The organism is Sphingobium sp. RSMS, from assembly GCF_005406185.4.
Classification (GTDB): domain Bacteria; phylum Pseudomonadota; class Alphaproteobacteria; order Sphingomonadales; family Sphingomonadaceae; genus Sphingobium; species Sphingobium fuliginis.
In genome coordinates, this window is the sequence record NZ_CM191257.1 from 2,438,754 (window position 1) to 2,459,217 (window position 20,464).

A 20,464-nucleotide genomic window follows, 5' to 3' on the forward strand; every position below is an offset into this window, starting at 1 on the left:
CTCATTTCTCCTTGGACTGGGGGGAAGCAGGGGATGGGAAAAGCTCAAGATCGTCCGCTGCTGCCGGGAGGCCGCAGCCGCGCAGGAAATGGCCTGCGAAGTCGTCCAGCCCATGCTCCGTGATGATCGCATCGATCCGGCTCTGGCTGTCGGGGTCAGACGCACCGCATAGAGCGAGGGCCACCCGTCCCAGATCCAGTTCGAACAGACGGTTGCCGCGTTGGGACTGGAGATAATAATGCCGCTTGGGCGTTGCGCGGCTGATGATTTCGATCTGGCGCGCATTGAGGCCGAAACGCTCATAGGCTGCCCGCGATTGCGGTTCGACTGCCCGGTCATTGGGAAGCAGGATGCGCTGCGGACAGCTTTCGATGATGGCGGGCGCGATGCTGCTCTCGCTGATATCGGCCAGGCTCTGTGTCGCGAACAGCACCGCCACATTCTTCTTCCGGAGCGTCTTCAGCCATTCCCGGATGCGCGCGGCGAAGAGCGGATCGTCAAACAGGCTCCAAGCCTCATCCAGGATCATCAGCGTCGGCCGGCCGTCAAAGCGTTGCTCGATCCGATGGAAAAGATAGGAGAGGACCGGAGCGGCCAGACCCTTACGCCCCATCAGCGCCTCGGTTTCGAAACATTGGACATCGCGCTGCGCGAGGCGCTCCTCCGCGGCGTCCAGATATCCGCCATGGCTGCCATCCAGCATATAGGGCGCGAGCGCCAGCCGAAGGGCATTGGACTGGAGAAGAAGCGACAGGCCGGTCAGCGTCCGCTGTTCGACCGGGGCCATTGCCAGGCTGGAGAGCGCCGACCAGAGCGCGTCCTTGATCTCGGGGGTCAGCAGCACGCCTTCCTGGGCGAAAATGCCGCCCAGCCACTCGGCCGCCCAACTGCGCTCGCTTTCCCTGTCGATGTCGCGCAATGGCTGGAAGGAAAGCAGATCGCCTTCCCCATCGCCGGCGCCCAGCGCATGGTGGCTGCCCCCCATGGCGAGCACTGCGGCGCGCGCCGAGCGGCCCATGTCGAACATGATGACACGGGCACCGGCATAACGGCGAAACTGGAAGGCGATGAAGGAAAGGAGGACCGACTTTCCCGCGCCGGTTGGCCCCACGACCATCATATGGCCAACGTCGCCGACATGGTTCGACAGGCGAAACGGTGTCGATCCGCTGGTCTTTGCCTGGAACAAAGGCGCCCCGGCGAGGTGACGATTGCCATGAGGTCCGGCCCAGACGGCGGAAAGCGGCATCAGATGGGCAAGATTGAGGCTGTGCACCAGCGGCTGCCTTACATTGGCGTAGACCTGCCCGGGCAGGCCCGACAACCAGGCCTCGACCGCATTGACGGTTTCGCGGATGCAGGTGAAGCCAAGCCCGTTCACAACCCGCTCGACGGCCCGGACCTTGGCATCGACGGCAGTGGCATCGCGATCCATCACCGTGATCGTCGTGGTCAGATAACCGAAGGCGACATGATCGCCGCCCAGCGCCTGCAGGGCGAGGTCCGCGTCGATCACCTTGTTGTCGGCGTCGCTGTCGAGCAGCTGGGCCGGCTGATTGTACATCACCTCGCGCAGCAGCGCCGCGACCGATTTGCGCTTGTTGAACCATTGCCGCCGGAGCTTTGTCAGCGAGCGGGCGGCATCGCTCTTGTCGAGCGCGATGTAGCGCGTGACCCAGCGATAGCCGAAATTCTGGTGATTGAGGGCGTCGAGCAGGCCGGGTCTGCTCATATTGGGGAAAGCGAGCAGCGTCAGCGTACGGATGTGCTGCCCGCCAAGGCGGGGTTCGAGACCGCCGACAAGCGGCGTGTCCGCCAGCAGGCCGTCGAGATAGAAGGGCGTCTCAGGGACATGCACGCCATGATCCCGATCCGACACGGCCGCATGGAGAAAGGTCAGGGTTGCGGCATCATCCAGCGGCTGGATTTCAGGCATGAAAGTGCTGAACAGATCGATGATCCGCCCTGTCTCGGCAATGAAGCCGCCGAGCGCCTGACGCCAATCACGCTGCCTGACCTTCCCTTCGCGCTCGACAAGACGCCGTCCAGCCGCATCGCTGCTGTCAGCAGGCGGCAGCCACAGGAGGGTTGCATGATATACGCTTTCGAAATGCTGCTCGTGAGACGCGAATTGCGCACGCCGTTCCTGATCCACGAGCCAGGAAGCAGGATCGCCGAACTTGCCATCGGGATAACCCTGCGCTTCCCGTCGGTGGGCCTCGAAGAAAATCGCCCAGCCCGAACCGAGCCTTTTCAAAACATTATTCGCGCGCGCGCAGGTGGCAACCAGTTCCGCTTCCGTCGCGCTCTCAAGGTCTGGCCCACGGAAGCGGAATGTGCGCTGGAAACTGCCATCCTTGTTGAGGACCACGCCGGGCGCGACGAGCGCGGCCCAGGGCAGATGGTCGGTAATGCGGTCGGCGCGGGACCGATATTCAGACAGGTTCAGCATGCCCAATATCCCTTCTGGCGGAGATGGCGAAGCAGGACGGGCGCAAAATCAGGATCGCGGCGGGTCGCTATGACCGCGATGCTGTGCCCGATCGCCCATGCCGCAATCCCGACCAGCCATATCTGAAGGCCAAGGCCGATCGCAGCGGCCAGGGTGCCATTAAGGATCGACAGGCCCCGGGGCGCCCCGCCCAGCAAGATGGGCGAGGCAAGGCTCGCATGGATGGGGACCTCGAAGCCCTCGATCGCGCTCATGCCATGAGCGCCCCGCCGCCGAAGCTGAAGAAGGAAAGGAAGAAGGACGATGCGGCAAAAGCGATGGAAAGGCCGAAGACGATCTGGATCAGGCGGCGAAATCCACCCGAGGTCTCGCCAAAGGCAAGCGTGAGGCCGGTCGTGATGATGATGATCACGGCGACGATCTTCGCCACCGGTCCCTGCACCGATTCCAGCACCTGTTCGAGCGGCTGTTCCCAGGGCATGCCGGAGCCGGCGGCATGCGCGGCGGCCGAAGCCATGGCAAGACCAGCGGCGAGCATGACGGCGACGGACCCGGCGCCGCGAAGGATGGATGGTCGAGAGAATGATATTCTGGTCATAAAGCTAATCCTGTGGGGGTTGGAGGGACGAGGAGTTCGATGAGCCGGTAGCCACCCTGCGTGTCGAGACCATCGACGCGCGCGAGACTGGTGACGCGCCGCGACGCGCCGCGCCCGGACATAAAGACGATGAGGTCGATGGCATCCGCGATAAGGGCGCGCGGAACCGTCGCCACGGCCTCCTGCACCAGGCTCTCGATGCGGCCGAGCGCAGCGGCGGAACCATTGGCGTGGACGGTCGCAATCCCGCCGGGGTGACCTGTATTCCAGGCCTTGAGCATGTCGAGGGCTTCGGGTCCCCTCACCTCGCCGACAATGATCCGGTCGGGCCGCAACCGGAGCGTGGAACGCACCAGGTCGGTCATGGTGACGATGCCCGCCCGCGTGCGCAGCGCCACGGTATCGACCGAGGGGCTTTGCAATTCGCGCGTGTCTTCGATCAGGATCAGCCGTTCCTCGCTGGCCCCGATCTCGCCCAGCAGGGCATTGGCGAGGGTCGTCTTGCCAGAGCTGGTGGCGCCGGCGACTAGGATGTTCCACCGCTCATGCACCGCGCGACGCAGAAGCGCCGCGGCGGTATCGCTGATGATGCCATCGCTGACATAATCGTCCATGCTGTAGGGCCGGGACGCCGGCTTGCGGATCGCGAAGCAGGGGCCGACCGCAATCGGCGGCAGGATCGCTTCAAATCGCTCGCCGGTCCTTCCTTCTGTCTGCGGCGGCAATTCCGCTGATAATATGGGTGCGCCGGCATGAACCTCCGTGCGCACATGCGAGGCGACCAGGCGGATGATCCGTTCGACTTCGCCGGGCCCAAGGACAATATCGGTATCGACACGTCCTTCACCCAGCAGGTCGAGCCGCAGGGCGCCATCGGGATTGACCATGATCTCGATGACGCGGGGATCGTCAAGCGCCGCAGCGATCGCCGGTCCCATCGCGCTGTGCAGCATGGCCTTGCGCCGTCCGGCTGCCGTTTCATCGTGCGTCGTCGCGGTGAATGTTTCGTGCCGGGTCACCCCTCGCCTCCTTCGGCCGATGGGGCCGCGATCGTCCGCTTGCCGGTTGCAAGCTGGCGGCCAACCTGGCTGATGAACGCCTCGAAGCGCTGACGGCCCTGAGCCCGTCCAACCTCGTCATTCTCCCCGAGCGGGGGTGTCACCATGAGCTGGTAGCGGATGAACAAAGCGAGGCTTTCGACCATAATGTCGATGTCGCGGCGGGCGGCTGCCAGTTCCTTCGACAGTTCATTGAGGCGCATGCGCAGCGCCGCTTCCGCCTCACTCGCGCCGCGATGGCGCAGCCATGTCCGCAACGCATCGTTGACCAATCGGCTTTTATTCCCTGCATGGCCGGTAGCCATGGCATCGAGCGCATCGCCGATCTCGCGGTCGATATAGAGATTCTGGCGGATCTTGGGCGCGCGCTTCATAGCCCCAACGCCTTTTCATGGGTTGACGCGACATCGATGGCATGGCCGCGGATGACCGGCGCAATGCGCTGCGCCTGCTCCATCGCGCGCTTGTCGGAAACGACATCCTCATCCTCGATGATGGAGCGATCCATCTCCAATTCGGAATTCTGCCTGCCGGTCCGAATCTCGGTTTCAAACGCCGGATGCCGATGCTGCTCGCGCCCGCCTTCGTCGGCCGCCTGCCCGGTGACAGCGGCGGCAACCATTTTGCCTCCTGGCTCGGCAGCCGCGCTCCAATCATCCTGCCGCGACGGGGGAATGTCGGAATAGGCCTTGTCGCTCAGCAGCGGCGGCGCTCCGATACGAGCGGCGAAATTGGGATCGCTATAATAGCGCAGCTTCTTCGCGCGGATCGGCGCCATGCCGGCGACGAGGACCAGTTCCTCCTCGGTCGAAAGCTGCATGACTTCGCCTGGTGTCAGAAGCTGGCGCGCGGTTTCCTGACGGCTGACCATGACATGGGCCAGCCACGGCGCCAGACGGTGCCCCGCATAGTTGCGCATGGCGCGTTGTTCGGTCGCCGTCCCCAGCGCATCGGATATACGCTTCGCCGTCCGATCGTCATTGGTCGCAAAGGCGATACGGACGTGGCAATTATCGAGAATGGCATTGTGCTCGCCATAGGCCTTTTCGATCTGGTTAAGGCTCTGCGCGATCAGGAAGGCCCGGATCCCGTAACCGGCCATGAAGGCAAGGCTCGTTTCGAAGAAATCCAGCCGGCCAAGCGCGGGGAACTCATCCAGCATCATGAGGAGTTGGTGCCGTTGATCTTTCCCGGCCGACTGATCGAGGCGCTCGGTCAGCCGCCGTCCGATCTGGTTGAGGATCAGCCGGATCAGCGGCTTGGTACGGATGATGTCGGACGGCGGCACCACCAGATAAAGCGAACAGGGCTGCGTGCCCTCCATGAGATCGGCGATCCGCCAGTCGCAGCGCGACGTCACTTGCGCGACAGTGGGATCGCGATAGAGGCCAAGGAAGGACATGGCGGTCGAAAGCACGCCCGATCGTTCATTCTCGCTCTTGTTCAGCAATTCCCGGGCGACGGAGGCGACGACAGGATGGACCTGCGGATGCTCCTTCGTCCCGAGATGGTTGGCGGTCATCATGAGATGGAGCGTTGCCGCAAAGCTTCGGCGGGGATCGGAAAGAAAGGTCGCCACATGGGCGAGCGTCTTTTCCTCCTGGGCATAGAGAATATGGAGAATGGCGCCGACCAGCAGGGAATGGCTGGTCTTTTCCCAGTGGTTCCGGGTTGTCAGCGCGCCCTCGGGATCGACGAGGATATCGGCGATATTCTGGACGTCCCGGACCTCGTCCGCGCCGCGGCGAACCTCAAGCAGGGGATTGTAGCGGGCAGAGCGTGCATCCGTTGGATTGAACAGCAGGCAATGCGAGAAACGGGCGCGCCAGCCTGCCGTCAGGGTCCAGTTCTCCCCCTTGATGTCGTGAATGACCGCGGACCCGGTCCAGGACAACAGGGTCGGCACGACCAGGCCAACGCCCTTGCCCGAACGCGTGGGCGCAAAGGCCATGACATGCTCAGGCCCCTCATGACGCAGATAATGGTCGCCATGGCGGCCGAGCATGACACCGGCCGGCCGATACAGTCCCGCCCGCCGCACATCCCTGTGGCTCGCCCAGCGCGCAGAGCCATAGGTCGTCACCTGCCGGCATTGGCGCGCGCGCCATAGCGAGCCGCAGATCGCGGCGGCGCAACCAACAAACCCGCTGGCGGCAGCCAGCGCGCCTGCCTTGTCGAAGACGATCGGCGCATAAGCGTCGAAATGATACCACCAGGGAAAGAGCGACCAGGGGCGATAGACCGGGATGTCGCCGAGCATGAACCAGGCGGATCCGAGCTGGGGCTGATAGGCGAGCATGGCCGCCGCCCATTGAGTGGCTGCCCATAGGCCTGCAAGAACGATGGCCAGCACAATGAGGATCTGGCCGATCAGCAATTTGGTTGGGGTCACGGTTTTGCTCCGCCCGCCGGACTGGACCGGTTCGAGCGGGTTCAAGAATCCGTGAAAGCGTTTCAGAAGGACATGGTGCAGATCGGCCCAGATCGGCTCAATTCGGACGTCATTTACGGATTTAGGCGATCATCGCCCGATCGATCAGGCCCCGGCGTCCACCCGCAGCTGTTCGATTCTCTCGCATGCCGATATTTCGACAGCATCCCGCAACATGCGGACGGACCGGGCAATCGCCTCCAGATCCTCGACGCTGATGTCGTACGCAGCCGAGTAACGCGCTTCGACATAGGCGCGCTTAAGAAGTTCGAACAAGCGACGATCTGCTCTTGTGCCCCTTGGCCAAGCGGAGATCAGACGTGCTTCAATGTCTTCGGCCAGGGATCGAAGAAATTTGATGTTATGGGAGCGCGGAAAATACAGTGTTCGGACGAGTAGAAAGCAGATGTATGCTCTCTCCGCTGCTTGATGATAAAGAAACGCAGCGTCATTCCATTCACCTTCATCCGTTGCGAAAGCAGCGAGTTTTAATGCACTATTGGTCTTTCCAAGCCAATCCTTCAAGTAAGTGGACGCCATCCCCCAAGCATCAATCGGAGTAAGGGGCTGTGGGAGCGTCAGGGAATACCCCGGCAACTCGTACAACGCGATTCCGTCGCGCGCGATATCGACCCAGAAATATTCGCCGTTCCGCAGACCCTGATTCACTTCATCGAGCGTATGGACGATGATGTTGACCGGCCGGCGCACAGCGTCATCGTGCAGGATCTTGTCCTCGGCGACATACCAATAATCGGCAATGTCCGTAAGGTCGGCATGGCTGACGATGATCAGCAGATCGAAATCGGACTGATAGCCATTTTCGGGTTCATCGACCCAGTCCGTGCGCGCATAGCTCCCGAACAGGATGATCTTGAGGATCCGGCCATTGCGCTTCCAGGACTGGCTTGCCCGCGAGGTCGCCTCGGCAAATTCGCCGAGGAGAATTTTCTGGACCCGCTCCAACTCGCCGCGCTGGATATCCGGCAGGTGATCAAGATCCGTTTTCATGTCCGGATTCTCGCGGGATTTCCTTCCCTTGGCAAGCACCTATGAAGTTGTCCTGGAGAAGCGAAGCGTGCACAATCATGGGGCAGGGACAAGAGCAGCGCTTCCCGGCCACGGCTGTTGCATTTGCTTGCCAAGCCAAGAGCGTTTTGAACAACTTTCATGACGATTGGCAGTGATGAAGATGGCAACAGGAACCGGGGTCTTGACAGCCCATGTGCCGGTGGGACGGCCGATAAGATCGATGCCCCGGTTGCTCGCATTGACCGTTCGCGACGGTGGATCATGAAGCAGGCTCTGGCGGCATGGATCGACCAGGAGGAAGAGCGGCACAAGATGACGCTTGAAGCCTTGGCAGATGTAGACGCGGGCCGGGTGATCGATCATGAGGATATTCAGGCCTGGGCTGACAGCCTTGCGACCGACAGCCCGCTACCCTCGCCCCCCGCGTGAAGATTCAGTGGACCAGCAAGGCGTCGTCGGTTCCTTTGCACCAGCATGAACGCCTGCGGCCTGTCGCACCCGATGCATCCTCGCGTGTCGTATCGCGAGCCGCAGTCTCACTAACTGACGACGGCATTTCCAAGGTCAACTGATCGTCGGCCCGCCTCGACCTCGCCCGAAGGACCAGCTCACCCCATCTTCGCGCATCAAGCCCGACACGCTCTGTCCAACCCGCCGCTCCAGCACCGGCCGCCAGGGCACGAGCGCGAAATCCCGCGACCGTTCGAGCACCGCAAAGCGCCCGGAAATGAGGTCGACGCGGCGCCTGTATATGCCCTCGAGCTTCTCGCCCTCGACAGTCTCGGCAAAGGGCAAGGCCAGTTCGTGCGACAACTGGCCCGCCACGCGCAAAAGCTCACGTCGCCGCAGGATTGCAAGCAAATCCTTGCGATAGCGGATTTCGCCTTCGCCCTGCTCGGCCAGCCCCTCCTCCACCAGCCATTGCCGCCGACGCGCCAGCGCATCCGTCATGTCGCGACCAAAGCCGGCATTGCGCAACTGGGGAGGATCACCGTCGACTAGCGTGCGATCGAGCCAGGTCGCCGCATGGGCGGTCGCCAGTTCCGCGACACCCACGGGCGAGAGCATCTCGATCATGACGGGCTGGGTTCTGAGTTGCCGACGCTCGAACGCCGCCACGCGATCGAGATGGTCGGTGGCGATGACCCAACTCCCGTCGCCCGAACGCCCGGCAATATCCCCAGCACGCGCAAGCGCTTCGAGCCTGCGGACATGCGCCTCGACATAGTCCGAACGCGCGCCCGGGTCAGGGAGGCAATGCGCCTCGCCATCATAGCGCCCGCCATTGCCAGCCGCGACGGCGGCGATCGTCCGATCGACCTCGCGGACGGCTGCTTCCCTCGGCCTGATGGCGACAACGGCGGCGCCTTGCTGAGGACCGTCCCCCTCGACGTGCGATGGTGGAAGCAAATCGCCGGTTTCGCCCTTGCCGATCGGCACATAATAGGTGCGTCCGTCGATGCCGTCGATCAGCAGAAAATGACGGTCCTCCAGTTCGTCGGCCAGCCCGCGCATGAGTATGCGCCCGATGAGCGGCGAGGCGCCTGCCTCGGCCGGATCATAGATAAGCTGGTCGGCGCTTGACCGCTCCAGCCGCAGCCGCGAAAATTCGCGCTGCATCGTGCGGATGATGTCTCCCCGTTCACCCATGGTGCGGAGGACGGATTCGAGATCTGGGTCAAGCCGATAGCGGCCGGTGGGCAGAGGCTCGGCCAGCCCCATACGCGCGAGATGCCCAAGCCTGCTCGCCTGCAAGTCATGTTCGAGGGGATCGCGGGCAACGGGTTTGACGATATGGTCATCGGCGATGCGGAGCAGCGAACGGTCGATCGGCGTGAACCTGTCCTGCGTGATTTCCGCGCGGCGCGAGACGAGAATTTCGCGATCGCTTCTGGGACCAAGATCCAGTTCGACGAGTTCAGCCGCACGCTCGCGCAATCCCCTGCTGATATAGTCGCGCGCAATGACAAGATTGTCGCCATTCTGATCGACGCCCCGGAGCAGGATATGGCTGTGCGGATGGCCCGTATTATAATGATCGACCGCGACCCATTCGAGCCGCGTGCCGAGATCCTCTTCCATCTGCATCATGAGACGGCGGGCAAGGGGTTTGAGATCCTCATATCGATCGCCATCCTCCGGCGCGACGATGAAGCGGAACTGATGCCTGTCTCCGCTGCCCTTCTCCAGAAAGGCCTTGCCGTCGGCATGGTCCTCCCCGGGACCGTAAAGCGCGCTGCGGTCACCCGCCCTATTGGTTCCGTCCCGCTGCAGATAGCGCAGATGGGCAACCGCCTGGTTCCCGCCCTTGCCGCCCAGCCTCACAAGCCGCGCCTTGACGATGACACGCCGGCGCCGGAAGAACGCATTGCTTATCCCAACGCTAAGCAGCCGGCCGATGCCGGCGCCGCGCCCATAGCGATGGCCGGAAAAACCGGCTCGCCCCTTTCGTCCAGGCCCGGCGCCGCGCGCCAGATTGGCGGCTGCAACCACTCTTCCCATGTAGCGCCGCGCCTTCGGCCCACGCGAAGCGCGCTGCCGTCCAATCCGGGGCACCAAATCCTCATCATCGGCCATTGCATGGTTCCTGCTCTGGCCCCTCTCGCCACCAGAGTGCGGCAACGCCCGCGCCATGGGAAGCGGTGCCGTCAGAAAGGCCGGGAATCCGTGACTATTCGAAAGGCATGGCACTGGGAAAACGCCGATCGCGGAACATGGCACCATGAAAAATGATGTGCAGACAAGAGGTTAGACGACCCCTGGTGCCGGCACCTTTATCTTGCCTTCCGCGACTCCCTCCGCACGGGGCCCTCTTCGGCCGCCTGCCCTTCATCCCATCGATCCTGTACATCGCCGCCATCACGCACCGGAAAAGACATCCATCCGGTCCTGCCGCGAACGAAAGGAAAGCCCGGGACAGCGCCCAATGGCACTGTTCCGGGCATGGCTGGCGTCATCAAGGGGCTGCCTCGTACACCTCTGCCAGACGGTCCCGTTCGTCCAGCGCAACCTGCAATTCAGCCGCGATCTGCCGCGCTTCCCGACGGTCGCGACAGCAGCTGATTTCAGCGCGCAGTTCCTCGATTTGCTGTTCAATCGACATTCCAGCCTCCATCATCTTGCGAAAGATGAAGACGTCGCCCGCGGTGGAACGGGCCGGGTCAAGGACCGCGAAGCGGCCGCGCCAGCGGCGATGGGGGTCACGATTTTTCGTGGGGAAAGCGCAGCGTCCCCCACGAAAAATGGTGGGGCCCCGTCGTCCTTGAGGCGGCCCGTTCCGCCCCGGCATCATGGGAAAGCCTGAGCGGATTTTCCTCTTTCCTCGCCTGGCCATGCGTCTGTCCTGGGCGACAAGCCCGCGAATTTTGCCTGGCGCTAGCGCACCTTCAGTCCGAGTTCGCCCAGCAATTCTCCGGCCTGCGCACGCGATATGGTTGCGCCGCGGAAGAGGCTTGCCTCGACGAGCCGCAGGCCGCCAATATCCGCGCCGCGCAGATCCGCGCCGTCGAAGCGCGATCCCGTCATGCTGGCATCGCGCAGGCTGCACTCCTCGAACACCACCTGCCGGAAATCGCACTTTCGAAGATCGGCCTGGGAAAAATCGACCTTCCGCAGCCTGTCATTGCGAAAGGAAAATCCAGGCAATCGCGCATTGATGAGGAGCGTTTCCTCGATCCCGATCTCCATGGCGGAAGCATCGGTAAAGTCCGCTCCAGTCAGTTTGCAACCGCTGAACCGAGCGGCATAAAGCTTGGTTCGGCGAAAGTTGGCATTGTTGAAATCGCTGGCGCGGAAGCTGGATTCTGCAAGGGTGGCGCCGGTAAAATTGGCAAATGCGCCCCGACAGCCATGCCAGACCACGCCATCCAGGTTCGCACCGCTCAGATCGGCATCCCGCAGGTTGCAGCGCTCGAAGTGCCAGCCGCTGAGGTCGAGCCGGGACAGGTCGGCCTCTTCCAGGTCGCAATCGACAAGATGGCGGCAAGTCGAGGGGCTGAGCTGCTGAACATCGTCACGCGACAGCGATCGGCCGCACAGCATATGCTCGGAGGAAAGGTCGTCCATCGCTCCCTCCTAAATCGGAAATGGTCGCTATTCCACAACCGCCTTGTGGTGCTGCCTGCCCCGGAATGCTGAACAACAGCACAAGGCCGATGCTCAATAGGCCCGGCGTACGGCGAAAAGCGGATCGGATTTTGCTATGCCCTCAGTTGGCGTGTCGGCAGGCTCGGCTGCGGATGGCCCGGCACGATAGATGAACAGGAACGGAGGCTTTGTCGCCGGCGGGTTTGGCTGGGGTGGGGGTAGCGGCGACAGCGTCCGAGCGGCCCCGAGCGATGCAGTGATATTGGCCATATAAGCGCGCGTTTCCGGCGGCAACGGCCGGCCTTCGATGAGAAATTGCCGATAGCGCTCGGGACCGGCATGATAGGCACCGATCAGCCCCGGATAGCCGAAGCGCTGGTTCATGGCGGCAAGATAGGCGGTGCCCGCGAGGATATTGTCATGGGGATCGTGTGGATTCTGCCCGAGCCCATGAAGCCTTCGCATGTCCGCCCAGGTCCCGGGCATCAGCTGCATGAGCCCCATGGCCCCGGCGGAGCTGGTGATGGGCTTGCCCTGCCAGACCGTGCGGCCGCCGCTCTCCGCGCGCATGACCGCCTCGACCCATAGCCGGTCGATCCCGAAACGGGCCGACGCCTCGGCTATCTCTCCGGCCCAGTCCGCAACTGGGTCGGCGCGCAGCGGTGTCGCCCAAAGGATCAGCCCCATCGCGATGGGCCGCAGAAATCGCATTAAGGCAGCCATAGCGGGCTCGTCTTGCCGATGATGTCGGCCTCTCCCACCGGCCCGAAATAGCGGCCGTCGAAAGATGCCGGAACCTTGTCCATGAGGAGGAGAAAGCGGCCGGGGAGCAGGCCCTCGCAGCCCTCCCACCAGGGCAAGGTCCGGCTCATGCTGTCATGCAGGAGGCGTCTGGCGACCAGCTTTCCGTCCAGCGTCACCCTATCGCCGCGCGCGCAGACGATGTCGCCCGGAACGCCGATAACGCGCTTTACCAGCGGCACGTTCATGGGCAGATAATGCCGCCGCGCGGCAAGCAGGCGGGCCGGATAGGGCGCGCGCGCCACCACCATGTCGCCGCGCGCGAGCCTTGCCCCGGGGGACACCAGGTAGAAACCGACCGGGGCGCTCGCTGTCGCATTCCAGACCAGGCGCGGGGACGGCGGGAAGGCAATGGTCGCCCCCAGCGCAAGCGCGCCCAACCCGATCCAGATGGCATGGCGCCGCAGGCGGCGGCGCCTTGCGCGCGCCGCACGCAACGCCTCGCCCCAGGCGAAAAGCGGGAGGTCGCGGGGCCGGCTCATGCGCCTTCTCCCGACCTGCGGGCCGCCGACCACGCATCAAGATCATCGACATGATAGCGCCAGCTTCCGCCATGCATGCGGCAAAGCGGCCCCCGCCCCTGATGGCGCAAGCGCTTCAGGGTGTTGGCGGCGATCCCCAGATGAAAGGCCGCCTGCTTGGCGGTCAGATAGGGGCAGGTATTCCGCGCGATCCGGGCGCGCTCGGCCAGGTCCCGCAGTTGGGCGCCGGGCCGTTCCTTCGCATGATCTTCCATGGCTGTTTTCCTTCGCGACCGGCCCCGGAAAGGGCATGTGGGTCAGATCGGCTCATGGTGGGGCGATCCGGCCCAGCGCGGCACGGTCGGAAAATGGGGGGTGCCCTTTTCGACCCCCGTCGCGATCATCCGATCCCGGCCGCATGGGAAGCGGCCGGGACCGGCGACGGACCATCAGTCGGCCGGATTCCAGATGATGGCGAAGGCATCCTCATCATCCTGCCCGGCGGCCCGGCCCAGATTGGCGTAGAGCCGGCGGGGTCCGAATTCTGGCGCGGCAAGGCTGAGCGATACATAGTCCTTGCCTGAGGTTTCACTGATCCGGATCCAGCCCGCCCCGATCTCCACCCCCGACGCCAAGACGCGATAGTCGGGCTGGGTGCTGCCATTCTTGCGGCTGTTGGGGATGATCTCGACATCGGTGCGGATCGAGAGGGTGCGAAGCTGGCCCTTGAAGCCATTTCCGTTGCGGGTGACATAACCGATTGCAGCCATTTTCTGTCTCCTGTCGTGTGCCCGCGAACCATTTCCGGGCGACAGCAGGCCAAGAGGGCCGGGCCGCAAAGGCCTCACGCACCGCAGGCCGAAGCGTCAGCGAAGGACCGGCCGGCCAGCCTTATTTGGTCCGCGAGGAGCCCTGCCAGGGGCGGGGAAATAAGGCGCAGCCGAGCCGGTTGCGGGAGGGTGGGCCCGGCCCAGAAGCCTGCTTTTCAAGGCGCCGGGATGGATCGCGCGGCAGCACAATCGGGAAACGATGGCATGCATGGCCCGTCAGTCCGACAACCAGGAAAGAAGGCCGCGTTGCATAATGCCCCAGTCCGTTTCGAATGGCCCCGGATGCGTGAATGGCATGTGCTCATATCTTTCGTGGAGAGGGCAGCCGGGTGCGACAGAGGCGGCTGGCCAGTCAGGAATTCCGGTCACAATGGCCATCGCGGCCCGCGCTCCGCTATCGAGGACTCTCGCTCGACCCTATGCCAATCTCGGCCGGGCGCCCGTCAACCAGCAGCGCCCGCGCTTCACCCGCGCGACGACTGACCGTCAAAAAGCGACGGGTGCATCATCCCGTCACACAAGGTCTGCGCTGTGGCTATCAGAAAATCCAAGGGTTCCGACTCCAACCGGTCCACAACTTTTGGGAGAGGAAATATGCCGACAAGGCTGACATCAATGCGGCTAGTCCTGTTGGCCGCGAAAGGGCATGCGACATTGTGCGGCCTTCGGCAAATGGGAGTGACAAGTTGCCATCGCCCTCGGCCTTGAAAGCCGCTCCATTTCCCTGATTGACCGCGATTACTCAACCGTCAGATGATGCCATCTGACTGGAAATCGCTCAAAGACCCAGAAGTGCGCTTATCTTGGCGCGCACCTCATCGATCACGGCCGTTGATACGGAGCCCTTTTTCTTCGCTCCCCGCGCCTTCCAATCGAGGCTCTTGATCTGATCGGACAGCACGATGCTGGGCGGTGCCTGGGACACGGTCACTTCGAAAGGATAGCCCTTGATCTGGCTCGTCATCGGGCAGCAAATCATCATGCCCCGCAGCTTGTTGTAGGCCGCAGGTGAGAGGACGAGCGCAGGACGATGCCCCGCTTGCTCATGTCCGGCCTGGGGATCGAATTGCAGCCACACAATATCGCCAGTGTCCGGAATATAGCGACTGGCCATCAAAGCACTTCATTGCCGACCGGGGGGCCAAAATCGACAATCTCGTGGAACGTCTCCGGCTTCATGTCCGCAAGCAACGCGTCGAGCGTGTAGACAGGCTTCAGGACGGGCTCGATGATGAGCCGGCCGCCTTCCTGGCGAACTTCGACCTCCTGACCGACATTCAGCGCGGCCGCCGCCATGATGGCGGAGGGAATGCGAATTGCCGCGCTATTGCCCCACTTTTTTACCTGAATACCCATCGGACACTCCCTTGTATCGACATTGATGATACACTAGCAGAATGACGCAATGTGTCAACAAATGTATCTACATTCCAGGTGGAAGAAGCTGGGTATCCAGGTAGCGCGCGCGGCCTGATGCCGGTCAGTGACGCCGGATCACCATGCCGCTCTGATAACACAGGCTGCAAACGCCCTTGAAGCGCTCAAAACCATGGCTTCCGGCCAGTTCATGGCTTGCATCGCTGGCAAGCGCCACATCGTCCAGCGAGAGTTTCTGCGCGATGCGAGGGTCGCATACAGGTTCGGGCGCAAGGCGTGCGACGAAACGCGCTACCTCGTCCAATATCTTCATGATCTGATCCACGACACGCCGTTCCCATGCGGAACGGCGCAGGGAGAGGCAAGGAGAAATGGGCCGCGCGCTCAGGCCGGAACGGCGTGGGCGCGCGGCCCATTTTTTCATGCTGTATCTCGCTCAGGCCCAATGGACGGGATCGCCACGCGATCCCGTCCACCCCATATGAGCCTCCGTCAGGCCGCGAGCCGGTCCTGCTCGGCGCGATGCCCCAGCGCATCCCTTTCCTCTCCATCGGGGTCGGGCAGGGCCGCGCCGCCCTGCGGCGGCACCGGATCATCCTCGCGGTCCTCCGCCGCACTCGCCGCCGCGCAGGCCGCTTCATGGGCGCTGACCGATCCGACGCCGCCGCGCGCGGTATAGGCGGACGGCGGAAAGGCCATCCAGCGCGGCACCCATCCGGCGCGCGCCTGCCGCCCATTTTCCCCGCGCAGATGGTCGCCCAATATCCGGCGCTGGGTCCGGGCCTTTTCCTTCGCATTGGCCGCCGCGACAGCTTCCCCCGCCACCTCGGCCAGCAAGGCACCCAGCAATTCGCGATCCCGCAGCGATGCAAGAAAAGCGTCGTCGCTCGCCCACCATTGTCCCATGTCGAGCCCCAGAACGAGGCCGACCGCCTCGACGGCGGCGCTGCCGCTGGCGAGGCTTTCGCCCATGACAACCGCCACAATGTCCATGAGCGCGGCATCGGGAAGGTCGAGCATGCGGTGAAACAGCGTGACAAGATCGGGTGCGTCATGGCCGCCGAGAAGATGGGCCTCGTCGGGATCAGCGCACAGGAGCGCCAGCACCCCGCGCCGCCGCTCGTTGAAAAGGGCCTCGCCCCGGCTCGCGGCGAGGCTCTGTGCAACATCCTCATGGCGCGCCGTCTGGGGTTCAGGCCGTATCGACCAGAGCGATGAGCCTGCGACCGCATGGGCCAGCATCAACCGGAGCGCGATGCCGGGCCGGTCGAGCAATGCCGCGCGTACGGCGGCATGGCGATGGAGATCGACATAGATATTGAGGGTGGAGGTGAGTTCGGGACGAACCACCCTTGGCCGGTCTGCATCGCCCTGCCCTGCTGCCTTCAGCCGGGCTTCCTTGCGGCTGAGATAGCCCTCATGGATGACGGCCTCGCCATTGGAGCGCAGATCGACATAGACGCGCCCGCCCTTGCGCTTGGGCGCCTTCTCATATTCCCAGACCGAAAAATGCTCGTTGACGGGTATGATCACCACATCGCTCCAGCCCGCATCGAGCCACGCCTCCCGGCGCACGGCGATGGCGGCATGTTGCGCATCCCAGAAGAGAGCGGCATCGGTAAAATAGGCGTCATCGCCAAAAAGGTCGGCGACGATGGCAAGGCCGCTTGCCTCCGCGTCAAACAGGGCATGGCGGACCGGAATGGACTGTCCGCCAAAAAGCCATGCCTTCAACTGATGCCCGGTGGGCGCAGAGCCATCCTCTTCATCGAGCAGGGCAAGCCATGCGCGCTGCTGGCCTTTCGATGCCATGGTGAGGTGCCGCACCGTCGCGCGGTCAACGGCCTCCCGGTCGTAGAGCTGGCGGATGCGGGGCAGGAGATTGCCCAGAGCAAGGATGCGCCGCACGGCGATGTCGGGAAGACCGAAGGTCGCGGCGATATCGTCCACGCCGCGCCCTTCCTTCACCAGCCGGGTGAAGGCCTCCCATTGCGCTACTTCGGAAGGATCGCGGCGCGCGGCATTCTCGATCAGCGAAGCCTCGATTGCATCGGCATCATCACCCGCCTCGAGAATGGCGCAGGGGAGCGCGGCACATTCGGAATCGGCCTCGCCCGCCGTGCGTTTTTCCTGCCAGACGGCGCGCGCGGCATGAAAGCGGCGGCTTCCGGCAATGATCTCAAACGAGGGCGCGCCAGTGGCTGCCTCTTCGGCTGCACATGGGCAGGGCCGCACGATGACGGGCTGGATGACACCGCGCCTGCGCACCGTCGGCAATATGTCGCTTATGTCGGGGGCCTTCCTGCTCCACCGCATATTGGCTTTGCTGATGCAGAGCCGGTCGAGGGGAATAAAGTCTAGTTTCATGGGATACTCCATTGTCGCAAATGGCAGGCCCTGCCGCGAACGGACCGTCGCGGTCGGCAGATGACAGGATCTGTCCTTGAATGGGCGGCAAGCGGCCGCCCGCGCCTTGCCGCCGCTCAAGGCGGCGGAAGCTCGTCGGTAGGCCGGGCCGTGAGGCTGCGGGCGAGAAAGGACTGGGCTGCAAGGATCGATCCGGCACGGCGCGCCGTGTCGGCCCAGACCGAAAGCGGATGCAGCGAGGTAAAGGCAAGGTCGCGCTCGATCCGCAGCCCAAAAGGCAGGCGGATGGCCTCGATCTCTCGCAGCGACAAATATCCCAGTTCCGGGCATCCAAAGCCCAGATCGGCGAGGCCGAACAATGTGTCGCCGTCCCGCGCCAATTCGGTGACCAGCCAAGTCGCGGTCCCGACGGGATTGAAGAATTTGGCGAGTGGGCAAGGGTCAAAGCCCAAGATTTCGGCGCTCGCCCGCGCCTGCGCGCGCAAGCGGGCGCGCAGTTCATAGGAAAGGAGGATCATGCCGCCCTCCCATCCATGGTCGTGGCGGCGATGGCTGGATCGGGTGCGCCCTCTCCACCCACGCCCTGCCGGGCAGCGCGATGCTTCTCCAGCAGCCAGTCAGCGGCAAGGCTGGCCGCGCGCGCCGCGCGGAAAATGGCCCTGCTGTCCTCGCGAAGCACGGCCAGCCACGCGCCGATATAGTCGGAATGCCGCACGGTCGGGACGATCCCCAGCGAGGCGCAGAGGAAGGCCGATCCCATTTCCGCGATCAGTTCCTCGCGGGCATAGCCCGCTGTCCCAAAGCCATGGGAAAGATCGCGGCCCAAGCGCGAGACATGGCCCGTCGCGTGGGTCAGCTCATGCAGGCAGGTCCGGTAAAAATTGATCTGCTCGAAAAAGGCCGGCTGCGGCGGCACCTGCACGATATCGAGCGAAGGCATATAATAGGCCTTGTCCCCGCCCATGCGAAATTCGACGCCGCTCGCCGCAATGATTTCCTCGGCTAGGGGCCTGATTTCGCGCTCAGGCAGCGGCGCGGGATCGGGCAGGATGCGATGCTCCAGCCCCTCGCACTGCGCGACATTGAAGACCGTGAAGCGCTTGAGAAAGGGAATGGCCCGCGCCTCCTCCCCGCTGTCCTGCGCCCGCGCCTTTTCGGTTTCGGGAATGAAGCGGTCGGCATAGACGACCATGCAGCCATGCTCGCCCTTGCGGACGGCGCCGCCTGCCTGCCTCGCCTGCCGGAAAGTCAGCCAGCTCTGGCTGGGATAGCCCTTGGCGATCACCTCGCCCCAAAGCAGCAGGATATTGATGCCGGAATAATTTCGGCCGGTCAGCGCATTGCGGGGCAGGGCTGGACCGCAGCCAGCGCCCTCGCCCGCCTTGCCCCAGGGCTGCACCCAAGGCAGCCGCCCGGCCTCCAGTTCGGCTATGATCCGGGCCGTCACCTGCTCATGGACAGTGGGCGGCGCGTTGTCGCGCGCGCCTTGCGCCCAATCGCCTGCGTGGCTGCCTTTTGATCGTGCATGGTTCCGACGCCGGTCAAGCGCGCGGGATGAAGAATGGGACGTCATGCCTAGCCTCCAAGCACCACCCCAAAACCAAAATGGTCCCCCGCAGGGCGGGGGTGGGCGGCAAGGAGCACGGCAAGGCCCGCGGCCAAGCGCCGAGCGCACCCGACAGGGCCGAAGCGAAGCGGAGGAATGGCGGCGTGCCGCCATTTGCGGGAGGTGCGCGCGGGCCTAGCAGGGCGAGCGAGCCCATCCCCGCCTCAAGGGATGGACCACCATCGCCAACGCCGCGGCGCTAGGCGCCGCGTCCATCAGGGGGCCGGCATGACGGACCCAGGCGCCAGGTGAACCGTGAGACGTGCCCCGCTTCAACCGAACCGCGGGGCCGAGACCCGAGGCAGGCAGCGCGAGGCAAACTCCTGTCGGTCAGGCACCGGCGATGGTCTCAAACAACCCGCCCAATCTTTCGCCCTGTCGCCATGGTCGACATCGACCATGCGCATGCCCTGCCGATCCTCTGCTCTCCTATTTCGATCGCATCAGCAGCCGATAGCCGCCCTGCGCCATGGCGCTGGCGGATTTCACCATGCGCCGCACGCGCTGGCGCACATGGTCGGTCCGGCCTTCCCAGCCCGCTTCCACTGCCAGTGCCCCGAACAAGGCTTTGCCGATTTCGCGGTGGCTGGCCCCCGACGCGCGCGCATCATGGACGCGCAGCAGCGCCAATCCCCGCCCGATCACGGGATCAGCGGGATAGAGCGGCGCGCGAAACCGGCCAGTCCTGACCAGATCAAGAAAGCGCTCGAGCGTTCTCAGGCGCCGGGCCGCCGTCTGCGAGCCCCATATCTCATAATGCAGCAACACAGCGCCCCGGGCGTGGGTCAGGCTGCCTGCCATGATGTCGATTCTCAGATGCCGGAGTCCATCGCTCAGCACGGCATGTTCCCGGCCCATGGTATCGGTCGCGATCCGCAGCCACGGCAGCAGCTGCCCAAGCTCGATTCCTTCCTCCACCGGCGCAGAATGGTTAGCGATGACGACAGGCAGGGTCGCAGGATCGATATCCGCACGCCAGATGATCCGAGCCTCCGGTGCCGGGAGGTCGGGATGTTCAGCGAAAGTGAAGCCCCCATGGCGACGGGTCCACGGCACCTCTGGTAATGCGGCTCGCCTGCGCATGCCAGGCGACATAGTCCGGATCGCGGCGCAGCCATTCCCACATCAGTCCCGCGCGATCGATTCCGCGCAGCCCGGCATAGCATGCCGGATCCTGCCAATTTTCGGCGGCAGGACCCGCGGCGCTCCGTCTCACCGCTCGCTTTCCGGGCGAACCGGCGGCGCTTTGGCCGCTTTGAATGATCGAAGTCGGCGATCTTTGCTGCACGGCAGCAAATATGTCCCCGGACAGGAAAAACCATGATATGTCAGTTTCATGACAAAACCTGCCGGTCGGCGGCATGA

23 protein-coding genes are annotated in these 20,464 nt (G+C 63.8%); 1 reads left to right on the top strand and 22 read right to left on the bottom strand.

The features are described from left to right. Position 1 precedes the first annotated feature (1 nt). The 7 genes from trbE to EGM87_RS11805 form a co-directional block, all read right to left on the bottom strand. Positions 2-2,452: a conjugal transfer protein TrbE gene (gene trbE, locus EGM87_RS11775; protein ID WP_137710303.1), complete on the bottom strand. Its 2,451-nt coding sequence runs from the start codon at positions 2,450-2,452 to the stop codon at positions 2-4. After that, on the bottom strand, positions 2,446-2,706 hold the full coding sequence (locus tag EGM87_RS11780) for a VirB3 family type IV secretion system protein (protein WP_137710302.1): 261 nt from the start codon (positions 2,704-2,706) through the stop codon (positions 2,446-2,448). Before EGM87_RS11780 ends, trbE begins: the two co-directional genes overlap by 7 nt. Beyond that, positions 2,703-2,990: a TrbC/VirB2 family type IV secretion system protein gene (locus tag EGM87_RS11785; protein ID WP_171010089.1), complete on the bottom strand. Its 288-nt coding sequence runs from the start codon at positions 2,988-2,990 to the stop codon at positions 2,703-2,705. Before EGM87_RS11785 ends, EGM87_RS11780 begins: the two co-directional genes overlap by 4 nt. Positions 2,991-3,046: 56 nt before the next feature. Continuing rightward, positions 3,047-4,003, bottom strand: coding sequence for a P-type conjugative transfer ATPase TrbB (trbB, locus tag EGM87_RS11790; RefSeq protein ID WP_171010088.1), 957 nt, complete (start codon positions 4,001-4,003; stop codon positions 3,047-3,049). Positions 4,004-4,065: 62 nt separating this feature from the next. Then, on the bottom strand, positions 4,066-4,482 hold the full coding sequence (locus tag EGM87_RS11795; RefSeq protein WP_048578000.1) for a hypothetical protein: 417 nt from the start codon (positions 4,480-4,482) through the stop codon (positions 4,066-4,068). After that, entirely contained in the window at positions 4,479-6,500 is a 2,022-nt protein-coding gene (locus tag EGM87_RS11800; protein WP_137710299.1) for a conjugal transfer protein TraG, read from the bottom strand. The genes EGM87_RS11795 and EGM87_RS11800 overlap by 4 nt, the downstream gene beginning before the upstream one ends. A gap of 144 nt (positions 6,501-6,644) precedes the next feature. Beyond that, on the bottom strand, positions 6,645-7,589 hold the full coding sequence (locus EGM87_RS11805) for a HEPN domain-containing protein (RefSeq protein ID WP_137710298.1): 945 nt from the start codon (positions 7,587-7,589) through the stop codon (positions 6,645-6,647). Positions 7,590-7,832: 243 nt separating this feature from the next. Here EGM87_RS11805 and EGM87_RS11810 point away from each other — a divergent pair, with 243 nt between their 5' ends. Next, on the top strand, positions 7,833-8,000 hold the full coding sequence (locus EGM87_RS11810) for a CopG family ribbon-helix-helix protein (protein ID WP_253719066.1): 168 nt from the start codon (positions 7,833-7,835) through the stop codon (positions 7,998-8,000). Between the two features lie 135 nt (positions 8,001-8,135). Here EGM87_RS11810 and rlxS read toward each other — a convergent pair whose 3' ends face one another. The 15 genes from rlxS to EGM87_RS11885 all read right to left on the bottom strand — a co-directional run bounded on the left by rlxS (position 8,136) and on the right by EGM87_RS11885 (position 20,462). Then, positions 8,136-10,148 (bottom strand): relaxase/mobilization nuclease RlxS, encoded by a 2,013-nt coding sequence (gene rlxS / locus EGM87_RS11815; RefSeq protein WP_137710297.1) that lies wholly within the window; start codon positions 10,146-10,148, stop codon positions 8,136-8,138. A gap of 379 nt (positions 10,149-10,527) precedes the next feature. Further along, complete coding sequence (locus tag EGM87_RS11820; RefSeq protein WP_171010074.1) at positions 10,528-10,674, bottom strand: hypothetical protein; 147 nt, start codon at positions 10,672-10,674, stop codon at positions 10,528-10,530. Positions 10,675-10,946: 272 nt separating this feature from the next. Continuing rightward, a complete protein-coding gene (locus EGM87_RS11825; protein WP_137710296.1) occupies positions 10,947-11,636 on the bottom strand; it encodes a pentapeptide repeat-containing protein in 690 nt (229 codons plus the stop codon). A gap of 93 nt (positions 11,637-11,729) precedes the next feature. Then, positions 11,730-12,368: a lytic transglycosylase domain-containing protein gene (locus tag EGM87_RS11830; protein ID WP_137710295.1), complete on the bottom strand. Its 639-nt coding sequence runs from the start codon at positions 12,366-12,368 to the stop codon at positions 11,730-11,732. Then, entirely contained in the window at positions 12,368-12,940 is a 573-nt protein-coding gene (locus tag EGM87_RS11835) for a S26 family signal peptidase (RefSeq protein WP_137710294.1), read from the bottom strand. The genes EGM87_RS11830 and EGM87_RS11835 overlap by 1 nt, the downstream gene beginning before the upstream one ends. Further along, on the bottom strand, positions 12,937-13,194 hold the full coding sequence (locus EGM87_RS11840) for a helix-turn-helix domain-containing protein (RefSeq protein WP_137710293.1): 258 nt from the start codon (positions 13,192-13,194) through the stop codon (positions 12,937-12,939). Before EGM87_RS11840 ends, EGM87_RS11835 begins: the two co-directional genes overlap by 4 nt. A gap of 174 nt (positions 13,195-13,368) precedes the next feature. Further along, positions 13,369-13,689, bottom strand: coding sequence for a DUF736 domain-containing protein (locus tag EGM87_RS11845; RefSeq protein WP_066699763.1), 321 nt, complete (start codon positions 13,687-13,689; stop codon positions 13,369-13,371). Between the two features lie 838 nt (positions 13,690-14,527). Beyond that, on the bottom strand, positions 14,528-14,863 hold the full coding sequence (mazF, locus tag EGM87_RS11850; protein ID WP_066699765.1) for an endoribonuclease MazF: 336 nt from the start codon (positions 14,861-14,863) through the stop codon (positions 14,528-14,530). Beyond that, positions 14,863-15,105: an AbrB/MazE/SpoVT family DNA-binding domain-containing protein gene (locus EGM87_RS11855; protein WP_013041112.1), complete on the bottom strand. Its 243-nt coding sequence runs from the start codon at positions 15,103-15,105 to the stop codon at positions 14,863-14,865. The genes mazF and EGM87_RS11855 overlap by 1 nt, the downstream gene beginning before the upstream one ends. A 124-nt stretch (positions 15,106-15,229) precedes the next feature. Then, positions 15,230-15,451: a hypothetical protein gene (locus EGM87_RS11860; RefSeq protein WP_137710292.1), complete on the bottom strand. Its 222-nt coding sequence runs from the start codon at positions 15,449-15,451 to the stop codon at positions 15,230-15,232. 167 nt (positions 15,452-15,618) lie between these two features. Further along, on the bottom strand, positions 15,619-17,493 hold the full coding sequence (locus tag EGM87_RS11865; RefSeq protein ID WP_137710291.1) for a ParB/RepB/Spo0J family partition protein: 1,875 nt from the start codon (positions 17,491-17,493) through the stop codon (positions 15,619-15,621). 116 nt (positions 17,494-17,609) lie between these two features. Beyond that, positions 17,610-18,011, bottom strand: coding sequence for a DUF2958 domain-containing protein (locus tag EGM87_RS11870; RefSeq protein ID WP_137710290.1), 402 nt, complete (start codon positions 18,009-18,011; stop codon positions 17,610-17,612). After that, a complete protein-coding gene (locus EGM87_RS11875) occupies positions 18,008-19,066 on the bottom strand; it encodes an ArdC family protein (RefSeq protein WP_137710289.1) in 1,059 nt (352 codons plus the stop codon). Before EGM87_RS11875 ends, EGM87_RS11870 begins: the two co-directional genes overlap by 4 nt. Positions 19,067-19,528: 462 nt before the next feature. After that, the gene (locus EGM87_RS11880) at positions 19,529-20,155 is read right to left on the bottom strand and encodes a DUF2285 domain-containing protein (protein ID WP_171010073.1); all 627 of its coding nucleotides are present in this window, start codon (positions 20,153-20,155) and stop codon (positions 19,529-19,531) included. After that, positions 20,115-20,462, bottom strand: a complete 348-nt coding sequence (locus EGM87_RS11885) for a transcriptional regulator domain-containing protein (RefSeq protein WP_044660277.1) — start codon at positions 20,460-20,462, stop codon at positions 20,115-20,117. Before EGM87_RS11885 ends, EGM87_RS11880 begins: the two co-directional genes overlap by 41 nt. Positions 20,463-20,464 lie beyond the last annotated feature (2 nt).

What these genes read in the sequence shown, in the direction of transcription:
- EGM87_RS11885 (WP_044660277.1), bottom strand. Translation starts at nt 20,462, where the DNA reads ATGCCGCCGACCGGCAGGTTTTGTCATGAAACTGACATATCATGGTTT.
- EGM87_RS11780 (WP_137710302.1), bottom strand. Translation starts at nt 2,706, where the DNA reads ATGAGCGCGATCGAGGGCTTCGAGGTCCCCATCCATGCGAGCCTTGCC.
- rlxS (WP_137710297.1), bottom strand. Translation starts at nt 10,148, where the DNA reads ATGGCCGATGATGAGGATTTGGTGCCCCGGATTGGACGGCAGCGCGCT.
- EGM87_RS11825 (WP_137710296.1), bottom strand. Translation starts at nt 11,636, where the DNA reads ATGGACGACCTTTCCTCCGAGCATATGCTGTGCGGCCGATCGCTGTCG.
- EGM87_RS11845 (WP_066699763.1), bottom strand. Translation starts at nt 13,689, where the DNA reads ATGGCTGCAATCGGTTATGTCACCCGCAACGGAAATGGCTTCAAGGGC.
- EGM87_RS11810 (WP_253719066.1), top strand. Translation starts at nt 7,833, where the DNA reads ATGAAGCAGGCTCTGGCGGCATGGATCGACCAGGAGGAAGAGCGGCAC.
- EGM87_RS11785 (WP_171010089.1), bottom strand. Translation starts at nt 2,990, where the DNA reads ATGCTCGCCGCTGGTCTTGCCATGGCTTCGGCCGCCGCGCATGCCGCC.
- EGM87_RS11870 (WP_137710290.1), bottom strand. Translation starts at nt 18,011, where the DNA reads ATGATCCTCCTTTCCTATGAACTGCGCGCCCGCTTGCGCGCGCAGGCG.
- EGM87_RS11855 (WP_013041112.1), bottom strand. Translation starts at nt 15,105, where the DNA reads ATGGGTATTCAGGTAAAAAAGTGGGGCAATAGCGCGGCAATTCGCATT.
- EGM87_RS11835 (WP_137710294.1), bottom strand. Translation starts at nt 12,940, where the DNA reads ATGAGCCGGCCCCGCGACCTCCCGCTTTTCGCCTGGGGCGAGGCGTTG.
- EGM87_RS11795 (WP_048578000.1), bottom strand. Translation starts at nt 4,482, where the DNA reads ATGAAGCGCGCGCCCAAGATCCGCCAGAATCTCTATATCGACCGCGAG.
- EGM87_RS11840 (WP_137710293.1), bottom strand. Translation starts at nt 13,194, where the DNA reads ATGGAAGATCATGCGAAGGAACGGCCCGGCGCCCAACTGCGGGACCTG.
- trbE (WP_137710303.1), bottom strand. Translation starts at nt 2,452, where the DNA reads ATGCTGAACCTGTCTGAATATCGGTCCCGCGCCGACCGCATTACCGAC.
- EGM87_RS11830 (WP_137710295.1), bottom strand. Translation starts at nt 12,368, where the DNA reads ATGCGATTTCTGCGGCCCATCGCGATGGGGCTGATCCTTTGGGCGACA.
- EGM87_RS11865 (WP_137710291.1), bottom strand. Translation starts at nt 17,493, where the DNA reads ATGAAACTAGACTTTATTCCCCTCGACCGGCTCTGCATCAGCAAAGCC.
- mazF (WP_066699765.1), bottom strand. Translation starts at nt 14,863, where the DNA reads ATGGCCAGTCGCTATATTCCGGACACTGGCGATATTGTGTGGCTGCAA.
- EGM87_RS11820 (WP_171010074.1), bottom strand. Translation starts at nt 10,674, where the DNA reads ATGTCGATTGAACAGCAAATCGAGGAACTGCGCGCTGAAATCAGCTGC.
- trbB (WP_171010088.1), bottom strand. Translation starts at nt 4,003, where the DNA reads ATGCTGCACAGCGCGATGGGACCGGCGATCGCTGCGGCGCTTGACGAT.
- EGM87_RS11875 (WP_137710289.1), bottom strand. Translation starts at nt 19,066, where the DNA reads ATGACGTCCCATTCTTCATCCCGCGCGCTTGACCGGCGTCGGAACCAT.